General features: G+C 43.9%; 6 protein-coding genes. 4 read left to right on the top strand and 2 right to left on the bottom strand.

Annotation, left to right across the window (positions count from 1 at the left end; translation table 11 throughout):
* Positions 1 to 324: 324 nt before the first annotated feature.
* A complete protein-coding gene (locus DVR12_RS19380; RefSeq protein WP_116977441.1) occupies positions 325 to 558 on the top strand; it encodes a hypothetical protein in 234 nt (77 codons plus the stop codon).
* Between the two features lie 50 nt (positions 559 to 608).
* Complete coding sequence (locus DVR12_RS19375; protein ID WP_116977440.1) at positions 609 to 2,558, top strand: glycoside hydrolase family 127 protein; 1,950 nt, start codon at positions 609 to 611, stop codon at positions 2,556 to 2,558.
* 38 nt (positions 2,559 to 2,596) lie between these two features.
* Here DVR12_RS19375 and DVR12_RS19370 read toward each other — a convergent pair whose 3' ends face one another.
* Both DVR12_RS19370 and DVR12_RS19365 read right to left on the bottom strand, forming a co-directional pair.
* Complete coding sequence (locus DVR12_RS19370; RefSeq protein ID WP_116977439.1) at positions 2,597 to 2,977, bottom strand: VOC family protein; 381 nt, start codon at positions 2,975 to 2,977, stop codon at positions 2,597 to 2,599.
* Between the two features lie 7 nt (positions 2,978 to 2,984).
* On the bottom strand, positions 2,985 to 3,911 hold the full coding sequence (locus tag DVR12_RS19365; RefSeq protein WP_116977438.1) for a helix-turn-helix transcriptional regulator: 927 nt from the start codon (positions 3,909 to 3,911) through the stop codon (positions 2,985 to 2,987).
* Between the two features lie 138 nt (positions 3,912 to 4,049).
* Here DVR12_RS19365 and DVR12_RS19360 point away from each other — a divergent pair, with 138 nt between their 5' ends.
* Together DVR12_RS19360 and DVR12_RS19355 are read left to right on the top strand one after the other, a co-directional pair.
* A complete protein-coding gene (locus DVR12_RS19360) occupies positions 4,050 to 5,273 on the top strand; it encodes an NRAMP family divalent metal transporter (RefSeq protein WP_116977437.1) in 1,224 nt (407 codons plus the stop codon).
* A 112-nt stretch (positions 5,274 to 5,385) separates the two neighbouring features.
* Positions 5,386 to 18,294 carry a DUF7507 domain-containing protein gene (locus DVR12_RS19355; RefSeq protein ID WP_116977436.1) on the top strand — a complete coding sequence of 4,303 codons (12,909 nt, stop codon included), beginning with the start codon at positions 5,386 to 5,388 and terminating at the stop codon, positions 18,292 to 18,294.
* Positions 18,295 to 18,899 lie beyond the last annotated feature (605 nt).

Below are 18,899 nucleotides of genomic sequence, written 5' to 3'. Positions count from 1 at the left end.
GTAGCCAACCTAATCCTTTTCAACTCCGGTCTATTTACAAATGTATCAGGCGAAATACTATAGTAAATTACAGTTCGCACGGTGCATACACCATGCTCCTTAGCCGGCATATAATAAATCGTTGGCAACGCAGCTGCAACGCAACTAATAATTAAGAATATTAAAGCTACTTTCTTCATAAGATTAAGATACTAATAGCTACTGCAGAAATTCTTCACTTTTAAATATTAAAACCAGATGCAAGCGACTTGCACTACAATCTTTTAGATTTAACCCGATCATACCATTTAAATTTAGCCTTTTCCATAAAGGCGCCTATAATCTATGAAGAAAGCAAAATTCGCCTTAGTATCTGCCGCTGTTCTAGCTATAACCGGAGGAGCATTAGCATACAAAGGTTCCGGTACTTTTAATGTATATATTCCAGCATTATTTAATACTACAATTTGTACACAATTTTTGGGAAGTGGCTATGTAACTGGGGGTACCTATTTATGGACATATACTACGGTACCAGGTTATTGTGGTTTCAAAAACTTCCTACGTAAAGTAGAATAAATAACAGCAAAAATTTTCTATCTTACCCAGTCACGATAGAAACTTTGCCAATGCACAAACTCATAATAGGGCTACTCTTTATCTCAGCTCAAGCCACCGCACAATCCTTGCAGCTGCAACCGGTCAACTTCTCCCAGGTAACGATCAACGATCAATTCTGGTCACCCAGGCAGCAGACGGTTAGTAGGGTTACTTTGCCGGTATGTATATACCAGACGGAGGTTAAAACTCCGAGGATCAGGAATTTCGAGAAGGTGGCCAGGAAGCAGGGAGAGAGGCATGAGGGAATTTACTTCGATGATTCGGATGTTTACAAGGCATTGGAAGCTATTTCTTACAGTTTAAAAACCCATCCTGATGCGGAGCTACAGAAAACGGCGGATGAGTGGATAGATAAGATTGCGGCGGCGCAGCAACCGGATGGGTATTTGAATACGTTTTATACGCTAAATGGGTTAGATAAGAGGTGGACGGATATGGAGAAGCATGAAGATTATTGTGCGGGTCATTTATTTGAGGCGGCGGTGGCGTATTATAATACAACGGGTAAAACGAAGTTGTTGGATGTGGCTACAAGGATGGCCGATCATATAGATGTTACTTTCAGGCAGCAGAACAGGCATTGGGTATCGGGGCATGAGGAGATAGAGTTGGCTTTGGTAAAGTTGTATAAGGCTACAGGGAATAAGAAATATCTGACGTTGGCCGATTGGTTTTTGCAGCAGAGGGGGCATAAATATGGGAGAGGAGTGATTTGGGATGACTGGAAAAATGCTGCGTATTGTCAGGATAGTGTTCCGGTGAGGGAGCAGAGAAAGATAACCGGGCATGCGGTAAGGGCTATGTATTTGTATACCGGGGCGGCAGATGTTGGGGCGGCGTTGAAGGATAGTGGTTATATGACGGCAATGGAAGCTGTTTGGGAAGATGTGGTACATAGGAATATGTATCTGACAGGAGGGATTGGTTCGTCGGGGCATAACGAAGGGTTTACGGAAAATTATGATTTGCCTAACGAGCATGCCTATTGCGAAACCTGTGCATCGGTGGGGATGGTATTTTGGAATCAGCGTATGAATGGGTTAACGGGCGATGCTAAGTATATAGATGTATTGGAGCGTAGTTTATATAACGGAGCATTAGATGGACTTTCGCTGAGTGGCGATCGCTTTTTTTATGGCAATCCATTGTCGAGCAGTGGGCAGCACTCCAGGTCGGAGTGGTTTGGCACTGCTTGTTGTCCTTCCAATATATCCAGGTTAGTGGCTTCGGTAGGAGATTATGTGTATGCTAAAACTGATGAGGATATATGGGTTAATCTGTTCGTGGGAAGTACGGCTAATCTTCAGTTGAAGAATAATAATGTTTATATTCAGCAACAAACGAATTACCCTTGGGAGGGGAATGTGAATATAACGGTGAGCCCAAAACGGACTTTTCGATTTCCGTTGCACCTTCGGATTCCGGGTTGGGCGCAGAATGTAGTAACACCAGGTTCTGCTTATTATTTTAAGGATATGATTTCGGATGGCTATAAGATTAAAGTGAATGGTAAGGATGTAGAATATAGTATGGATAAAGGCTATGCCGTTATTAACCGTACCTGGAAGAAGGGGGATGTAATCACCCTCAACTTACCGATGGAGGTTAGAAAGGTTGCCGCTATCGATAAAATAAAAGAGAATAAAAACAGGATTGCTTTGCAAAGAGGACCATTGGTGTATTGTTTGGAACATATAGATAATAATGGACAGGTTAAGAATATTATTGTACCCGAGCAAACTGCGTTTAAGGCAGAAATGAACCCAGGGTTATTAAATGGAGTTGTTACCCTGAAAGCTACAGTACCGGTAGTTAAGCTTGCGGCAGATGGAGAATCTATCACTACAGAAAAACAAACGGTTACTGCTATTCCCTACTTCTCCTGGGCCAATAGGGGCCAGGGAGAAATGGAGATCTGGATTCCAACAAAGTTATCTTCGTTTAATTTGAAACCTTAAATATTATCAAGAAGGATGTATTGCATCCTTCTTGATTTTTATTCATAATTACTTACTTCCAGCAAATTCCCATCCGGATCTCTGAAATACACGGATCTAATTTTTCCCACAGCGCCGGTTCTCTCTACGATCCCACTCAGCATCTCCACATTGTGCAACATTAATTCCTTCAGTACTTCTTCTACTGGTGTGGCAGCAATAAAGCATAAGTCGGCCGAGCCTGGAGTAGGATAGGCGGCTTTAGGATCTATTTCGTGCCGGTATTGATGCAGATTTATTTTTTGATTACCGAATTGGAGGGCTTTGCGGTTATCTCCAAAGGTGATAACTGCAAAGCCTAAGATGTTGGAGTAGAACTCACAGGTTTGGTCTACATCGTGTACGGTGAGAACCAGATGATCGAGATGTGTAATTACCATAGTTAAGTTAGTAGTATTTCAGCCAGGGAATATACACTTCACAGGAGTTTTCTGTAAATGCCGACATAAAGAAATGATTGCTGCTCATTTTAAATATGCCTTCCCTGCATGAATTATTGATGAACTGGTACATGGGCAATCCGGCTTGTGAATAGCTCATTGGTACTTTCATTTTTTTAAAATGACCGCCAGTCATATGTTTGGTATGTAATCTGAAGTGATCCTGGAAGCTCCGTTGAATTTGTATATGTGTGGCATCGTAGAGGTATAATTTAGGAACCATTATGCCAATATACATTTTCATTTTGTGATAGGGAGTTACGGGAACTACATCCAATGTACCTAGTATTACCTTTGTTCCGTCGAGCATCAGCGTATCTTTGATTCCCTGATGTTGTTGCTGGTACATCTTGTAATAGTGCATCAGTTCTTTAATAGGATCGCCTTCCCCGGGCAGAATATTGTAATAAAGTACGCTGTGGGGGAGTTGAATGTCGATTGTATTATCCGGATTAAAGATCATACTATTCAGATAGTGTTGATGTGGGGAGGTAATGATTTGGGTTCTGTATAAAGTATGTTCTTCATTCCAGATGTATTTTTTGTCTCTGAAGGAGGAGGGAGTTTCATTATATAGGTCACGAAATGCCCTGGTGAAACTGGCTTTGGTATAACCCCATCTGTCGGCAATATCTGTAATAGTATATCCGCTATGCCTTAGTTCTCCGGCAGCGGCTTCTACTCGCCTACGTCTGTTATAGGTTGTAAATGATTCTCCTTGGAAGAGAGAAAATTTGTGACCGAAATTATCCTCGGCTTCATTAAGTAGCGCGGCTACTTTTTTAAGGTTAAGCGAACCATATGGGTCGTCGTGGGTAATTGCGATCGCAAGTTCAATCTGGCTCTTCCAATGGATGAGAGTTGATGGTTTCATATGTGCATGTTAGGTGGCTAATGTAGTAGTAAATCGACATACGAATTGTAAATAGAATACCCCTGATTGAACGGATTAACAAACCAATAACAAATTGACAAATATTCATGGAGAATGAAAAATACCTTATCTTAAAGGATGCGTGGTTTCTTCAAAAAACTGGGCCCGGGTCTTATTACCGGAGCAAGCGACGACGATCCTTCCGGGATTGCCACCTATTCTCAGGCAGGTGCGCAATTTGGTTTCCTCACTTTATGGACTGCATTATTAACTTTTCCGCTGATGGCGGCAATACAGGGGATGTGTGCAAGAATAGGGCTGGTAACTTCGCAGGGGCTAACGGTAACGTTGAAACGCCATTATCCCAGGCCTGTACTATATATCATGCTGTTGTTTAGTTTTCCGGCTATTACATTAAATATTGGAGCCGATATTCAGGGCATGGGGGCGGTATGTCATATGATAGTGCCATCGGTGCCGGTTTGGGTATTTTGTGTGGGCATTACAGCAGCTATGATGTATGTAATCATTCAGTATCCTTACAGGAAAATAGCTACAATCCTGAAGTGGCTATGTATATCCTTGTTGCTATACGTTGTGGTACCGTTTATTTTAACGATAAATTGGAAGAATGTGGCGTTTAATACATTTGTGCCGCAAATTCAGTGGAACAAAGATTTCTGGGCCATCATCGTAGCCATTTTAGGTACTACTATTTCGCCCTATTTATTTTTCTGGCAGGCAACGATGGAGGCCGAAGATAGCCGCAAGGGCATTGTGGTAGATAAGCAGTTGATGAGCGATATGAAAACGGATGTTAACTCGGGGATGTTCTTTTCTAACCTGGTAATGTTTTTTATTATACTTACTACGGGCAGTGTATTATTTCCGGCGGGGATAACAAATATCAATACGGTAGATGAAGCTGCGAGGGCTTTGGAGCCTTTGGCTGGTAAGCTTACCTACCTGATTTTCGCCTCCGGGGTATTAGGCACGGGTTTGTTGGCTATACCGGTATTGGCGGGTTCTCAGTCGTATATGCTGGCCGAAACTTTTGGTTGGGAGGCAGGATTAGATAAGAAATTCTCCCAGGCCAAGCCTTTCTATCTTTCGGTAGTGATTTCGTTGATTGTGGGTTTAGGGTTGGAAGTAATAGGAATTAGCCCCATGAAGGCATTATTATATACCGCTATATTATATGGGGTAACCGCTCCGGTTATGATCATCATGATAATGCATATTGGCAATAACAAGAAGGTCATGAAAGAATACACGAATACTTCTCTCTCTAATACATTAGGATTACTTACTTTTATTTTGATGACTGCAGCCGCAGTTGCGATGATCTGGTTCCTGTTCTAAAAAAAATCATGCTTCGATGAACCTAAGCAGGAGACTGTTGTTAAATTGACATCGGCTTATTTCCAGGTTTACCATTATTCTACCTGTTTACCCTGCAATAAAAATCCTGCAAATGATTAGACATTTACTTGGATCGGATAACTGTGTCCGTACGTCAAAAAAATTGCTCTTATTAACCCTGTTACTGTTAGCTGGTGTAGCTAATGCAGGATTGCGTCACAGAGCCCCAACAGCCGTAGACGATAATTATAATACATTCAGGGGAGTGCCTGTAAATGCCAATGTAACGGCCAATGATAATGCCAATGGAAATGGCCCTCTTACAGTGCAAACCACTCCGGTTACCAATGTTACAAATGGTACCCTGGTGTTGCGGGCCGACGGGTCATTTACCTATACTCCCAATAATTTGTTTTTTGGGGTAGATAGATTTTCCTACAGGGTTTGTGATAAAAATGGTGCCTGTGCAGTAGGAAATGTGCTGATAGATGTTGCTCCGGCAAGGGCAGATGTGGTGTTGAAACAAACCACCAATCCCGATACGGCTTATGTGGGCGAGCCAATTACCTACACATTCACGTTCACAAACAATGGCCCTTCTCCCGTTTACTCCAATGAGGTATGGTACCTGGTAGAACAAGTGCCATACGGGTTAGACGTGCAGTCGTTAACGGTAAATGAAGGTACTTTTGATCCCAACAGCAGAAGATGGACGGGCTTCGATTTCCCTCCCGGTAAAACGGTTACTGCTACCATGGTTGGAGTGGTAAGGCCGGATTATACTCCCAACAGTATTACCAACATTGTTACCATACAACCACCTAATAATGTAATTGTCGTAAATGTACCTACCAGCACTATCACCACGCCGGTAGTAAAGCGTACCGATTTATCCGTCACTAAAACCGATGGCACCGAATTTTTCACCCCTGGTTCACAAACCACTTATACCATGGTGGTAGCCAATAGCGGCAAGGTAAACCTGCAAAGGGTATTAATTCAGGATAACCTGCCACCGGGCATTAATACCGCCAGGTGGACGGCCACCACTTCCGGAGGCGCTACCCTCCCAACTACCAGCGGTACAGGAACTATTTTTCAGCAGGCAGCCATGCCGGGTAATTCTACCATCACCTTTAAGCTCGCAGTCGATATTCCTGCCAATTATAGTCAGCAAACCCTGATCAATACTGTCACGGTTCAAACGTTGGATGAGAATATTACAGACCCTAATCCTGGTAATAACACCGCTTCAGATACCGACAGAATCCAGAACAACTATGCGCTGAATATTACTAAAACCGGTCCGGCCAGTGCTATTGCGGGTAACCAGATCAGTTACCAGGTAGTATTCACAAACACCGGTTTCTCCGATCTGAAGAATGCAAATTTCTATGATACGCTCGATAGTAAGCTAACGAATATCAGCTACACCGTTGCTACCACAGGATCGGCTACTGCCAGTGTAACTTCTGGTACTGGTAGTCCGGTTCATTTTCAGGGTAGTTTACCTGCCGGCGGCAATGGAACCATTGTGTTGAATATTACCGGCACTATTGCCACCAATGCAACGGGGCAGATAACGAATTTTGCGTCGGGAATTGGGCCTAACGGGAAGCGGGATGTCTCAAACACTGTCACTACCACCTTGCAGGCAAAAACGGGGCTTAATATCGTGAAAACGGGGCCTGCTACCGGTACGGTGGTCGCAGGGCAGCCAATCAGTTATACGATTACGGTTACCAATGCCGGGCCATCAGACGATCCGGCAGTCAACATCAATGACCTGGTGCCTGCAGTTATTACAAATGTAAACTGGACGGTTACCGCCAACGGAAAAAGCACAATCGCCACCGGGGCATCTTCCGGCGGAAGTGGAAACAGCATTGCTACAACGGCTGTTATGCCGGCGGGTGTGGCTAATTCGGTAGTCATAAATGTAACGGGTACGGTACTATCGGGAGCTACCGGTACTATCACGAATACGGCTACGGCACAATCTACCGCAGGTGGACAGGTATCGTCCTCTAATCAAACTACTATCACCAGCAAGCCAACAATTACGGTGGTGAAATCTGGGCCTGCCCAGGTGAATGCAGGTGGAGTGGTCAACTATACTATTGTGTACAGGAATAGTGGTCCTTCGGATGCAAATGGAGTACTGCTTTCGGATCAGATCCCGGCATCGCTCAGCAATACCAGTTGGACGGCCACCACTGCTGGCAAGGCTTCTGTTATCAGTGGTATTACCGGAACCGGTAACAATATTGCTGTTGTTGCCAATATTCCGGCCGGCGATGCCAATACAATTACCGTAAATATCAGTGGTACTATTTCAGCTGCCTTCCAGGGAGCTATTCAAAATACGGCTATTGCTACTGTTCCTGGTATCCCGCCATTTACTTCCAATACCGTTATTACCAATGTGGTAAATAAAACATCGTTACAGATCACTAAAACTGGTCCGGCAACGGCTACTGCTGGTGGTAGTATTACCTATCAGTTGTTTGTTACAAATCTGGGTCCTTCCAATGCCTATGGTGTAAGTATTAAAGATCAGCTGCCTGCCCAGATTCTTCAGCCCAATATGACGGTAACATCTACCGGTGGGGCAGTAATCACCAACAACAATCTTCAAAATGGGTTGCTTACTGTAACCGGCGATATTCCGGCTGGTAATGGCAATGGTATCACTATTACAGTGCAGGGAACTGTAGATCCTTCCTTTACCGGTAGTTTCCAAAATCAGGCAAGTGCGGCTACTAAAAATGATTCTGTTAATTCCAACATAGTTGTAACTACAGCGCTGAATAATGCAGTGCCTGCTATTAGTAAAACTGGTCCGGCTACCGGCATCGCGGGTACGATAATCACCTATAACATCATTGCTGCCAATAATGGGTTGTCTGATGCCACAGGAATGATTATTACAGATCAGGTACCTGCAACTATTACCAATGTTACCTACACTACTACCATCAACGGAAAAGCGGTTGTTACTGCCAATCCAACTGGCAGCGGTAATAATATCCGCGTCACCGGAAACATTCCTGCTGGTAGTGGCAATAGTATTGTGGTAAATGTTCAGGGTACTATTAATAAGAACTTTACAGGCACCATTCTCAATAAAGCTACAGGGGCGCTAACAAGTAAGCCATCGGTAAGCGATTCTGTAAGTACGGTAGTAAGCAGGCAAAGTGCTGTTAGCATTTCCAAAACCAGTCCGGCAAGGATTGCGGCGGGTAACAGTATAACCTATTCGCTGCTTGTGATCAATAACGGGCCATCCGATGCGCCATTAGTAAATATATTGGATACCGTTCCTAATAATCTGGGTAATGTTACCTGGGTGGCTACTGCAAGTAATGGTGCTACCATTCTTTCCGGTACTACCGGTGCTGGTAATTTGCTGGCTATTACTGCCAATATTCCAGCTGGCAGTGCGGAGGTAGTGGTGAAGGTTACCGGTGCTACCAATCCGGCTTTTGCAGGCACATTGTTAAATACGGCTCATGCAAAATGGGATAATGATTCTGCCAGTAGCGGAACCGTAACAACAGTGGTATTTACATCTGCTGATCTTAATATTTCAAAAATAGGCCCGGCTACGTTGGATGCTGGTCAGGGTATTGCCTATACGATTACTGCGAATAATAATGGTCCATCTACTGCTACGGGTGTTACAATTACAGACATTGTTCCTGCTTCCATAAATGCGGTGAGTTGGGCGGTGACTGCATCGGGTGCGGCAACGGTGGATTCTGCCAATAGTGGAACCGGCAATACTATTAAAACTAAAGTAACTATTCCGCCTGGTGCTGCCAATATCATTACCATCAGAATTAATGGTACTACAGGAACTTCATTTGTGGGTACACTGGCCAATGCTGCCAATATGGTATTGCCTGGCCAGCCTCCGGTAGTTTCTGATACGGTTAAAACAGTTGTGACCAGTCGTCCGCAACTTACTCTTACTAAAATGGGGCCCGATACTGCCAATGCAGGAGGGGCTATTCACTATGTGCTTAGCTGGCAAAACAAAGGCGCTTCCGATGCTTTGCAGGCGGTATTTACAGATACTCTTCCTGCGCAGATCACCAATGTAACCTGGAGTACTCAACCTGCTTCTGCTGCAGTTATTACAGCTGGTGCAACAGGTAGTGGAAATCTTATAAAGATCACTGCTAATTTGCCGGCAGGTAATAATAATACTATTCAGATTTTTGTAGATGGAATCATATCACCTTCTTTTACCGGTACTTTAAAAAACAGCGCCACAGCGTTGGTGATAAATACCGACACAGTTAAGTCGAATGTGGTAAATACCGTCGTTGTAAATAAATCGGGTATCAGAATTTCCAAACAGGGTGCGGCACAGGTAAATAGCGGGGCACCAGTTTCATTTACTTTATTGGTTTCAAATACTGGTCCAAGCGATGCCACCGGTGTGCAGATCAAAGACCTGGTTCCTGCTGCTGTAACCAATGTAACCTGGTCGGCTATCCCGGCAGGTACTGCTACCATTGCAAGTGGTGCTACCGGTAGTGGTAATAATATTTCAGTCAACGGTACTATTCCGGCAGGTGCAGGCAATAGCATTACTGTTACTATCAATGGTAAACTGGATGCATCATATACTGGTACAAGTCTGAAAAATATTGCAACTGCCCAGGCCAATGGTGGCAGCTTACAACAGGATTCCGCTATCGCCTCCGTGAAAGTAACTCCGGGTATTGTTGTAATTAAAACGGCACCGGATTCTGTAAATGCAGGAGAACCTATTTCCTATGGCATTGTTGTTTCCAATACTGGTCCTGCCACTGCTACGAACTTAAATATCGGGGATGTTATACCTGCTGGTATAGATAATGCCAGCTGGACGGCCACTACTTCCGGCGCTGGAACTACTGTAAGTAGTAGTTCCGGTACTGGAAATATTAATGTAACCGCCAATATTCCAGCCGATCCTTCGGCTACGGTAAGGTTTACCATTACAGGTACAGTAAACTCACAATTTGCTGCCGGTAGCATCAGAAATATTGCTACCGCATTAGTGAATGAAACAGGTACTACTATTGCAGATACGGTAACCACTCGTATCGTCAGAGATGCGGAACTTACCATTATTAAAACGGGTCCGGCTACTGCCAACGCAGGTAATGCTATCAGCTACCAGATTGTTGTGGGTAATACCGGTCCTTCACTGGCCTCACAAGTCAGAATTACGGATACAATTCCTACTGGTATTATCAATCCTGTATGGACGGTTCAAACTTCCGGTGGTGCTACATCTTCCGTGAATAACGGTACTGGAAATATTTTACTTACTTCCGATATTCCTGTTACTACCGGTAAAGTAATTATTACAGTTAATGGTACTATTGCAGCAACACAACGCGATACTACTATTATAAATTCTGCTGTTGCTCAATTACCTTCCGGCTACCAGGATACTGTTGCAGTCAGCAGCAAAGTGCAAACAGTGATTAGCAATAAGGTAGATTTAGTAATGGTGAAATCGGGGCCTACTACTAAGGTAGCTGGTCAGCCAATTCAATATCAACTCGTTGTTTCAAATAATGGCCCTGCCGATGCAATAGCTGCGGTAGTTACTGATACTATTCCTGCTGCCATTGGTAATGTATCGGTAACGGCTACTACCACAGGCACAGCTACGGTGAACCTGCAACCTGTTGCTGGTAACAGGATTTTTGCAGTGGTAAATATCCCTGTTGGTGCAGGTAATAAAGTAACGATTACGGTAAATGGAGTAGTAGATCCTTCTACTCCTGTTGGTACCATAAAGAATACAGGTTACGTGCGCCCGGGTAGCGGTAATAATGTGATTAACACCTTCGATGATAGTAGTAGTGTTACTACTCAGATCACCAACCAGGTGGGAGTAACTATCTCCAAAAATGGTCCGGCTGCCCTTAATGTAGGTGATCCGATCACTTACCGGATAGATGTAAGTAATACCGGTGTTTCGGATGCGAATGGTGTAGTTATTCTGGATACTATTCCTGCTGGTATTATTAGTCCTTCTTATACGGTTTCGGTAACCGGAAATGGCGGTACTACCTTTACAGATCTAAGCACTACCCCGGGCATCATACATCTTTCTGCAAATATAGAAGGCACAACTTCGGGGCCGGGTACTATTACTATTATAGTAAATGGTACTGTTTCACAAAATGCAGCTGGTAGTTTGGTAAATAATGCGCATGCCGATTTTGGAGGAAGAAATACTGCTACAGTTGTTACCAAATTAAATAATAACACAGATCTTCAAATTACCAAAACAGCACCACAGCAATTACAGGCAGGTTTACCAATTACCTATACAATAACAGTTTCGAATAACGGACCAGGTAATGCAAGAGGCGTTGCTATTAAGGATACTATTCCGGCTATGGTTCTGAATCCTTCATGGCAAGCAGTTGTTGCCGGAGGGGCAACTGTAAACTCAACCAGTGGTACCGGAAATATAGATCTTACTGCTGGCATCCCTGTTGGCACTGGTTTAGTAACTATTACGGTTACGGGTACTGTAGATCCTTCGTTTACGGGTACTATTGTAAATCGTGCGGTGGCCAATCCTGGCCCTGGGGTTACTGATCCCACTCCGGCAGTGGCGGTGGCTACAACCAAAGTTACAAATGCTGCAAACCTCAGCATAGTGAAAAGTGGCCCTGCCAAAATTGCTGCCGGTACTACCATCACTTATTCATTGATTGTACATAATGCAGGTCCTTCTGTGGCTACTGGGCTTAAAATCTTTGATACAATTCCTTATCCGGTTACCAATACAATATGGACGGCCAAAGTTAATAATGGAGCTACTGTAAGTGCAGGCAGCGGTACTGGAAATACCATCAACCTAACTGCTAATCTGCCAGTAAACGGAACAGTGAACATTGAAATAATAGGTAAGGTAGATGAAAACTTTACCGGCATATTTTCCAATACAGGAATTGTTATCAATGGTAATGATTCCTTAGCAAGTAATACAATAACTACCCAGGTGTTAAATGTAAACAGGGTTAGTATTCTGAAATCCGGTCCTGATACGGTAACAGTCGGAAGTCAGGTGGCCTATTTGATGGTAGTATCCAATAATGGTCCTTCCGGTGCTACAGGCCAGATAATTGATACCTTGCCTGCTGCCCTGAAGAATGTAATTTGGGTGGCTAATACATCGGGTGCAGCTACTATTACTGGTCCAACTACGGGTAGTGGTAGCCCGGTTGTTATCAATGCCAATATTCCTGGCGATGGTAACAGTACTGTCAATATACTGGTGAATGGAACTCTGGATAGTACATTCGTTGGTAGCATTACAAATTTTGCTTCCATAACTGAAGCAACCAAAACTACCAATAGCGATACTGTTACTACTGTTGTGCTGGGTGTGCCACAGATCGAAATTGTGAAGATGGGCCCTGATACAGTAAGTGCAGGTGCTTCATTCGATTATGCGGTAACCGTTTATAACACGGGAACAGCTGCCATCAACGGCGTTAGAATCAGCGATATGCTGCCAGGTGTACTAACCAATGTATTATGGTCGGCATTTGCAGATGGTACAGCAAGTATTGCTGGAGGAAATATTATCAATAAAACCGGTAATCCGGATCTGACAGTCGATTTACCAATTGGCGCTGTAAACCGCATTCGTATTCAGGTTTCCGCACAAACCCCTTCTTCGGCCAGTGGCAGTTTCACTAACACGGCTTTTGCGGGTAGTATACCTTCAAATACCGTTACAACAGTCATCAAACAAACTCCCGGTGTTACTATCAGTAAAACAGGTCCGGCTACTGCTTTGGCAGGTAATCCGCTTACTTATCAGTTAATCGTTGGTAACGCCGGTCCTTCGGATGCTGCCGGAGTGAAGGTCTTCGACCGGTTGAGCGACACCTTACAACAAGTGAGTTGGAACGCCATAGCTTCTGGTAATGCCACCATACAGGGAGGAAACCTTCAGGGGCAAACAGGGCCTGTAAACTTTACGGCTAATATCCCGGCAGGTGATTCCAACAAGGTAATAGTAGAAATAACAGGGATTATTGATCCAACATTCGCTGGCATTATCACCAACCAGGCAACTGCAAATAATATCGGCAGTAACCAGGTGACTACTACTGTATCCCGTAAGGCTGTGATTAGCCTTACGAAAAATGGTCCTGGTTCTACCATTGCAGGCGATAAAATTCACTATGCACTACAGGTAAATAATGCAGGTCCATCTACCTCCGATATCCTTAATATTCTGGATAATGTGCCGGTGGATGTAATAAATGTAACCTGGAGCGCTACTACAATTGGCGCTGCTACTATCACCGGACCAACGAGTGGTACGGGTAATAAGGTAAATACCCAGGCAATTATTCCTGCAGGTATTGCTAACGGTGTAATTATTCAGATAGATGGAACTGTGATTCCATCCGATTCCGGAAATCTGAAGAATGTGGCCACAGTGGATACTGCCGGTGTAGTAATTGCACAGGATTCTGTAAATACTATATTACGTAGGGTTGTAGCAATAACTATTTCTAAAGGTGGCCCGTCAACTGCGGTTGCCGGAACAAATATTCTTTATCACATAAGATTGGTAAATGCCGGTTTATCTGAAGCTGCCAATGTTTCATTCCAGGATATAATTCCTGTTCAGATACGAAATATTCAATGGCAGGCTACTGCGGGTGGCAATTCTACAATCAACGGAGTTAAACAATTAACAGGTACTACTGCTGCCATAATATTTAATGCGGATCTGTTTACGGAAGATGATGATTATGTGGAGGTAGATGTTAGTGGTACTATTGATCCTGAATTTGAAGGCACGCTAAACAATACAGCTTCCTACACAGATGTAACAGGTAAAACAGGTAATTCAACTATCCTCACGGAGGTAACTCAGCAAGCTGCATTAACTATTAGTAAAATTGGTCCGGCTACGGCTACATCAGGTGGTGGTATTGCCTATACTGTAATGGTGCAGAACAACGGACCATCTTATGCACATAATATTCTGATTACAGATTCTTTGCCTTCAGCCATTCTCCTGAGTGACTTAGCTGTTACAACAGTTGGACAGGCATTTGTTAGGAGTCGTTCTACCGGCAATGGTCGCGTATTAAAAATACTGGGAGATATTGCTCCGGGCCCTGATAATGCAATAATCCTGAATATTACGGGAACGGTTAAACCTGAAACTCCGGATACTATCATTAGGAATATTGCAACCTGGGCATTAAATACCGGGGCTACGGGAGCCGACTCGGTAATCACCCATATCGAGCATAAAACTGATATAAGGGTTATTAAAAGTGGTCCGGCTACTGCTACCGCCGGCGGTAACATCCAGTACAGTGTGGTGGTACATAATTTAGGACCATCCAATGTCTCTAACCTGTTAATCACCGATCTGTTACCAGCCGGGTTAATAAATGCTACCTGGACGGCCACCACTCAGGGTACCGGTACCCTGGTATCTGCCACCAGCGGAATTGGGGATGTAAATCTGCGGGCTACTATTCCGGCAGGTGTTGCCACAGGCGTAACGGTTACTATTAATGCTACCGTAGATCCTTCCTTTACGGGTAACAGAATAGTGAATGTAGCTGCTGCTAATCATACAGGCATTCCTGTTATCCGGGATTCTGTAATTACTACCATCAATAGTATTACAGGATTACAGATCAGTAAAACCGGTTATAACCAGGCAGTAGCCGGTGGCACAGTGAAGTATGCTATTATTGTAACGAATACAGGTCCTTCTACGGCCTTTAATGTACCGATTAAGGATATCCTGCCGGCAGGTATTATTGGCGCCGGTTGGACGGTTACCACTTCTGGCCCGGCTACCGCCAGCGCAGCCAGTGGTACAGGCAATATCAATATTACAGCCAATATACCGGTAGATGGTGCTGTGGCTATCAGTATAGTTGGTAAAATAGATCCATCATTCACTGGTGCAACAATTACTAATACGGCGTATGCAGATACATTGAGTAGTAGTCAACCTACCGCTATCCTACGCCTGGTAGATTTAGGCATCGTGAAATCCGGACCGGCCAATACAACGCCTGGTGCTACCATTGCTTACAGGTTGGTTGTTACCAATAATGGTTTCTCCGATGCTACAAATGCCTTTATTGAAGATGTGATGCCGGTGCAGGTATTTAATCCTAAAGCCGTAGTCCGCACAACCGGCGGGGCAAGTGTTAGCTCCAACCAATTTGTGAATGATGTATTCCAGGCAACAGTGAATATACCGGCTGTTATTACAGATAGTGTAATCGTTGATATCACCGGAACAGTAGATGCATCACTGATGGGTGGCAGCTTCATGAACACCGCTACCGTAAAAGCAGAAGATGACCAGGCCGAAATCAATACAGCCAATAATAAGAGCAGTATCACTACTGCAGTAGATACCAGCATTGGTATTAATGTATCTAAATCGGGTCCTGCATCCGTTAATATAGGCGATACCATCAGGTATACCATTACCGTAGCCAATTCAGGTACTACCACTGCTACGCCTGTACTGATTGCCGATATGATCCCGGCAGAAATTCAGGGAGTAAGCTGGACGGCCTCAGTACTTGGAGGAACCGGTAATACTACGATCACTCAAGCTGGTGGTACCGGTAATAACATTGCCTTCCAGGCAACCATTGCAGGTTCGGCTGCCGGTGGTGGCACCGTTGTAATTAATGTGAAAGGCATTGTTACCCAGGCCGCCGGAACTACCATCAAAAACACCATTACCGCTACGTACAATGGTAATAAAGTAAGTGAGATAACCACGGCAGTCAATAGATCCACCGATCTAAATGTTACCAAACTGGCTCCGGTATCTGTTAATGCAGGTGGCGCTATCGAATTCATAATTGTTGCCACAAACAGGGGCCCTGCCGATGTTACCGGCGCCATATTGGAAGATATAGTACCTAATTCTATCATCCGCACCAGTTGGACGGTTACGGCTACTGGTGGTGCCAGCAGCTCTGTTCAGTCGGGCACCGGAAATAATGTGAGGATGCTGCTTAATATTCCGGCCAATACCGGCACTGTAACCATCAGGATACAAGGTCTTGTCATGAATACAGCTTCAGGCACCATTGCTAACCTGGTAACCCTTGATCCTCCTGCCGGAACTATCGACCCAACCAAGGCAGTGGCATTAACAAATACCATCGTTAATTCAACTCCGTCATCCACCAATATAAGTATTGTAAAATCAGCACCAGACCAGGTGAATGCCGGTGATAGTATTACCTACCAGTTGAACATTACCAATACAGGCAACACACCTGTCAGTAACCTGACTATCACAGACGCCATACCAGATGGTATCAGTGGTGTATCCTGGTCGGCCACCGCGGTGAGCAATGCTACTGTAACAGGTGGTGCTACCGGTACAGGAACTGCTGTACAGGTTAGCGGTCAGTTACAGATCAATGGACTGATTACCATATTTATCAAAGGCAGGGTAGATACTTCCTTCCAGGGAATACTCACCAATACGGCCGAAGGAACTGCCGATGGTAAGAGTGTTAGCAGCAATACCGTGCTTACACTCGTAAATAAAGTAATACCGGAAACAGATCTCTCTATCGTTAAATCGGCTCCTTCATCTGTAAACTTTGGCGATACTATCAGCTATCTGCTCACCGTGAAAAATCTGGGCCCAATGGCCGCTAATAATGCCATTGTAACTGATAACCTGCTGCCAGCCCTGAAATTGGTAGATGCAGTTGTAAGCAGTACCAGTGGTGGTGCAGGAAATATTTCTATCAATACTACAAACAATAATATAACCGCTACCCTGGGTACCTTCCCGGCCAATGCTACTGCCACAATTGTGATCCGTGCAGTGCCGCTGCAGTTGGGCAATATCAGCAATCTGGCTGTGGTAGCAACTCCGCAGGGTATCACGGATGTAGATAATTCAGATAACTTCAGCTTCGTCAATACCCTGGTAAAAGGTGCAACCCAATTAATAATGAAGAAGGAAGTAGTAACTCCTGGTCCATATGTTCCTGGCCAGTCGGTAACGTATAAACTCACTGTAGAAAATCCTGGTCCGTTTACCATCAACCAGGTAACAGTGACGGATATACTCCCTTCGCGCAATTTGCTCGGCAATCCTGTATTAACAGATCCGAATGCTTCATATAATTCTGCTACCAACCAGATTACCTGGAACGTAGGTACGCTGCAGGCGGGTGTATCAGCTACGCTCGAATACCAGGCTGCAATCATAGCAGAAGGACAGATCGAAAATAAGGCCATAGCAAGTGCTCCTGTTCAATCCGGTGGGTTAATAGTAGCACCGGATTCGGCAACGGCCTCTATTTCTTCTGCCGTGTTGGCCGATCTGGCAATTACCAAAACTATCAGTGCTGCACCTGCAACATTAAAGGTTGGAGATAAGCTGACATTTGTTATTACCGTTAAGAACCAGGGCCCTAACACCGCCAGAACTATTATTGTAACGGATGCACTTCAGAATAAACTAACGCTGCTTCCGGGATATAATGTTAGTGTAGGAACAGTGCAAGCAGCTGGTAATAACATTACCTGGTCTATAGATAGCCTGGCAAACGGAGAATCGGCAACCCTGCAGCTGGTAGCAAGAATTGAGGCCACCGGTGAAGTATATAATGAAGCTTCAGTATTTGCTGTGACACCAGATCCTGATTCTACTAACAATTACGCACGTACGCCTACCGTTACTGTAACCGGTGATGTAATTGAAATACCAAATACCATTACCCCGAATGGCGATGGTAAAAACGATCATTTCGTAATTCCTGGAATTAAGAACTACCCTGGATCTACCTTACTGATCTACAATCGCTGGGGTAATCAGGTGTATGAATCTAAAAATTATGCGAATGAGTGGGATGGACATAACCTGAATGAAGGTACCTACTTCTATATCCTGAAATTAAACACCCCACAAGGATTCAAAGATTACAAAGGATGGGTATTGTTGATCAGGTAAATTTTATATTGAATCGTTGAAAGAGAGAATATTCGTCTTTATGTGATTGATGGATTTCTTTTAGGAAGGGTGGGATAAGTCCAATGCTTTTAAGTTAAAGAAATAGATTTCATGGACTCTTGATATCTGATTATTGGATTTATTTCTTTTACCGTATCTAGGGCGGGGGTAAGCCTAATGCTATTAAGTTAAGAGGAAGGATGTTGTTCGAATTGAATTCGATTTAAAGGACTTGGTTCCTTTACCGTAGGTTGGGCAGGGGTAAACCCTGCCCCTACAGGGTTTCATCGAAATTATATTTTCATCTGGTATTAATATTTCATGTTAAATGTCAATCTACTAATTTCAATTCTATAAAGAAATAAATCTACAATATAGAAACTGTAATGAGCTGAAGCCCTGTAGGGGCGGGGCTTGCCCCCGCCCTATATACGGCCGCAAAAGTTTTACAAACAAATAGGAGTTCAAAATTATAGGAACAGTAACCCTTAATTTATAGCATTAAGCTTGCCCGGCCCTGCTTACGGTAAAGTACCTCAATCATTTAAATTGAAATCAATATTCAATATATACTGATCTCTTTAATTTAATAGCATTGAGCTTGC

It is taken from the genome of Chitinophaga silvatica (assembly GCF_003419895.1).
GTDB classification, from domain to species: Bacteria; Bacteroidota; Bacteroidia; order Chitinophagales; family Chitinophagaceae; genus Chitinophaga; species Chitinophaga silvatica.
This window is presented reverse-complemented; position numbering and strand designations above follow the sequence as displayed.

What these genes read in the sequence shown, in the direction of transcription:
- DVR12_RS19380 (WP_116977441.1), top strand. Translation starts at nt 325, where the DNA reads ATGAAGAAAGCAAAATTCGCCTTAGTATCTGCCGCTGTTCTAGCTATA.
- DVR12_RS19375 (WP_116977440.1), top strand. Translation starts at nt 609, where the DNA reads ATGCACAAACTCATAATAGGGCTACTCTTTATCTCAGCTCAAGCCACC.
- DVR12_RS19370 (WP_116977439.1), bottom strand. Translation starts at nt 2,977, where the DNA reads ATGGTAATTACACATCTCGATCATCTGGTTCTCACCGTACACGATGTA.
- DVR12_RS19365 (WP_116977438.1), bottom strand. Translation starts at nt 3,911, where the DNA reads ATGAAACCATCAACTCTCATCCATTGGAAGAGCCAGATTGAACTTGCG.
- DVR12_RS19360 (WP_116977437.1), top strand. Translation starts at nt 4,050, where the DNA reads ATGCGTGGTTTCTTCAAAAAACTGGGCCCGGGTCTTATTACCGGAGCA.
- DVR12_RS19355 (WP_116977436.1), top strand. Translation starts at nt 5,386, where the DNA reads ATGATTAGACATTTACTTGGATCGGATAACTGTGTCCGTACGTCAAAA.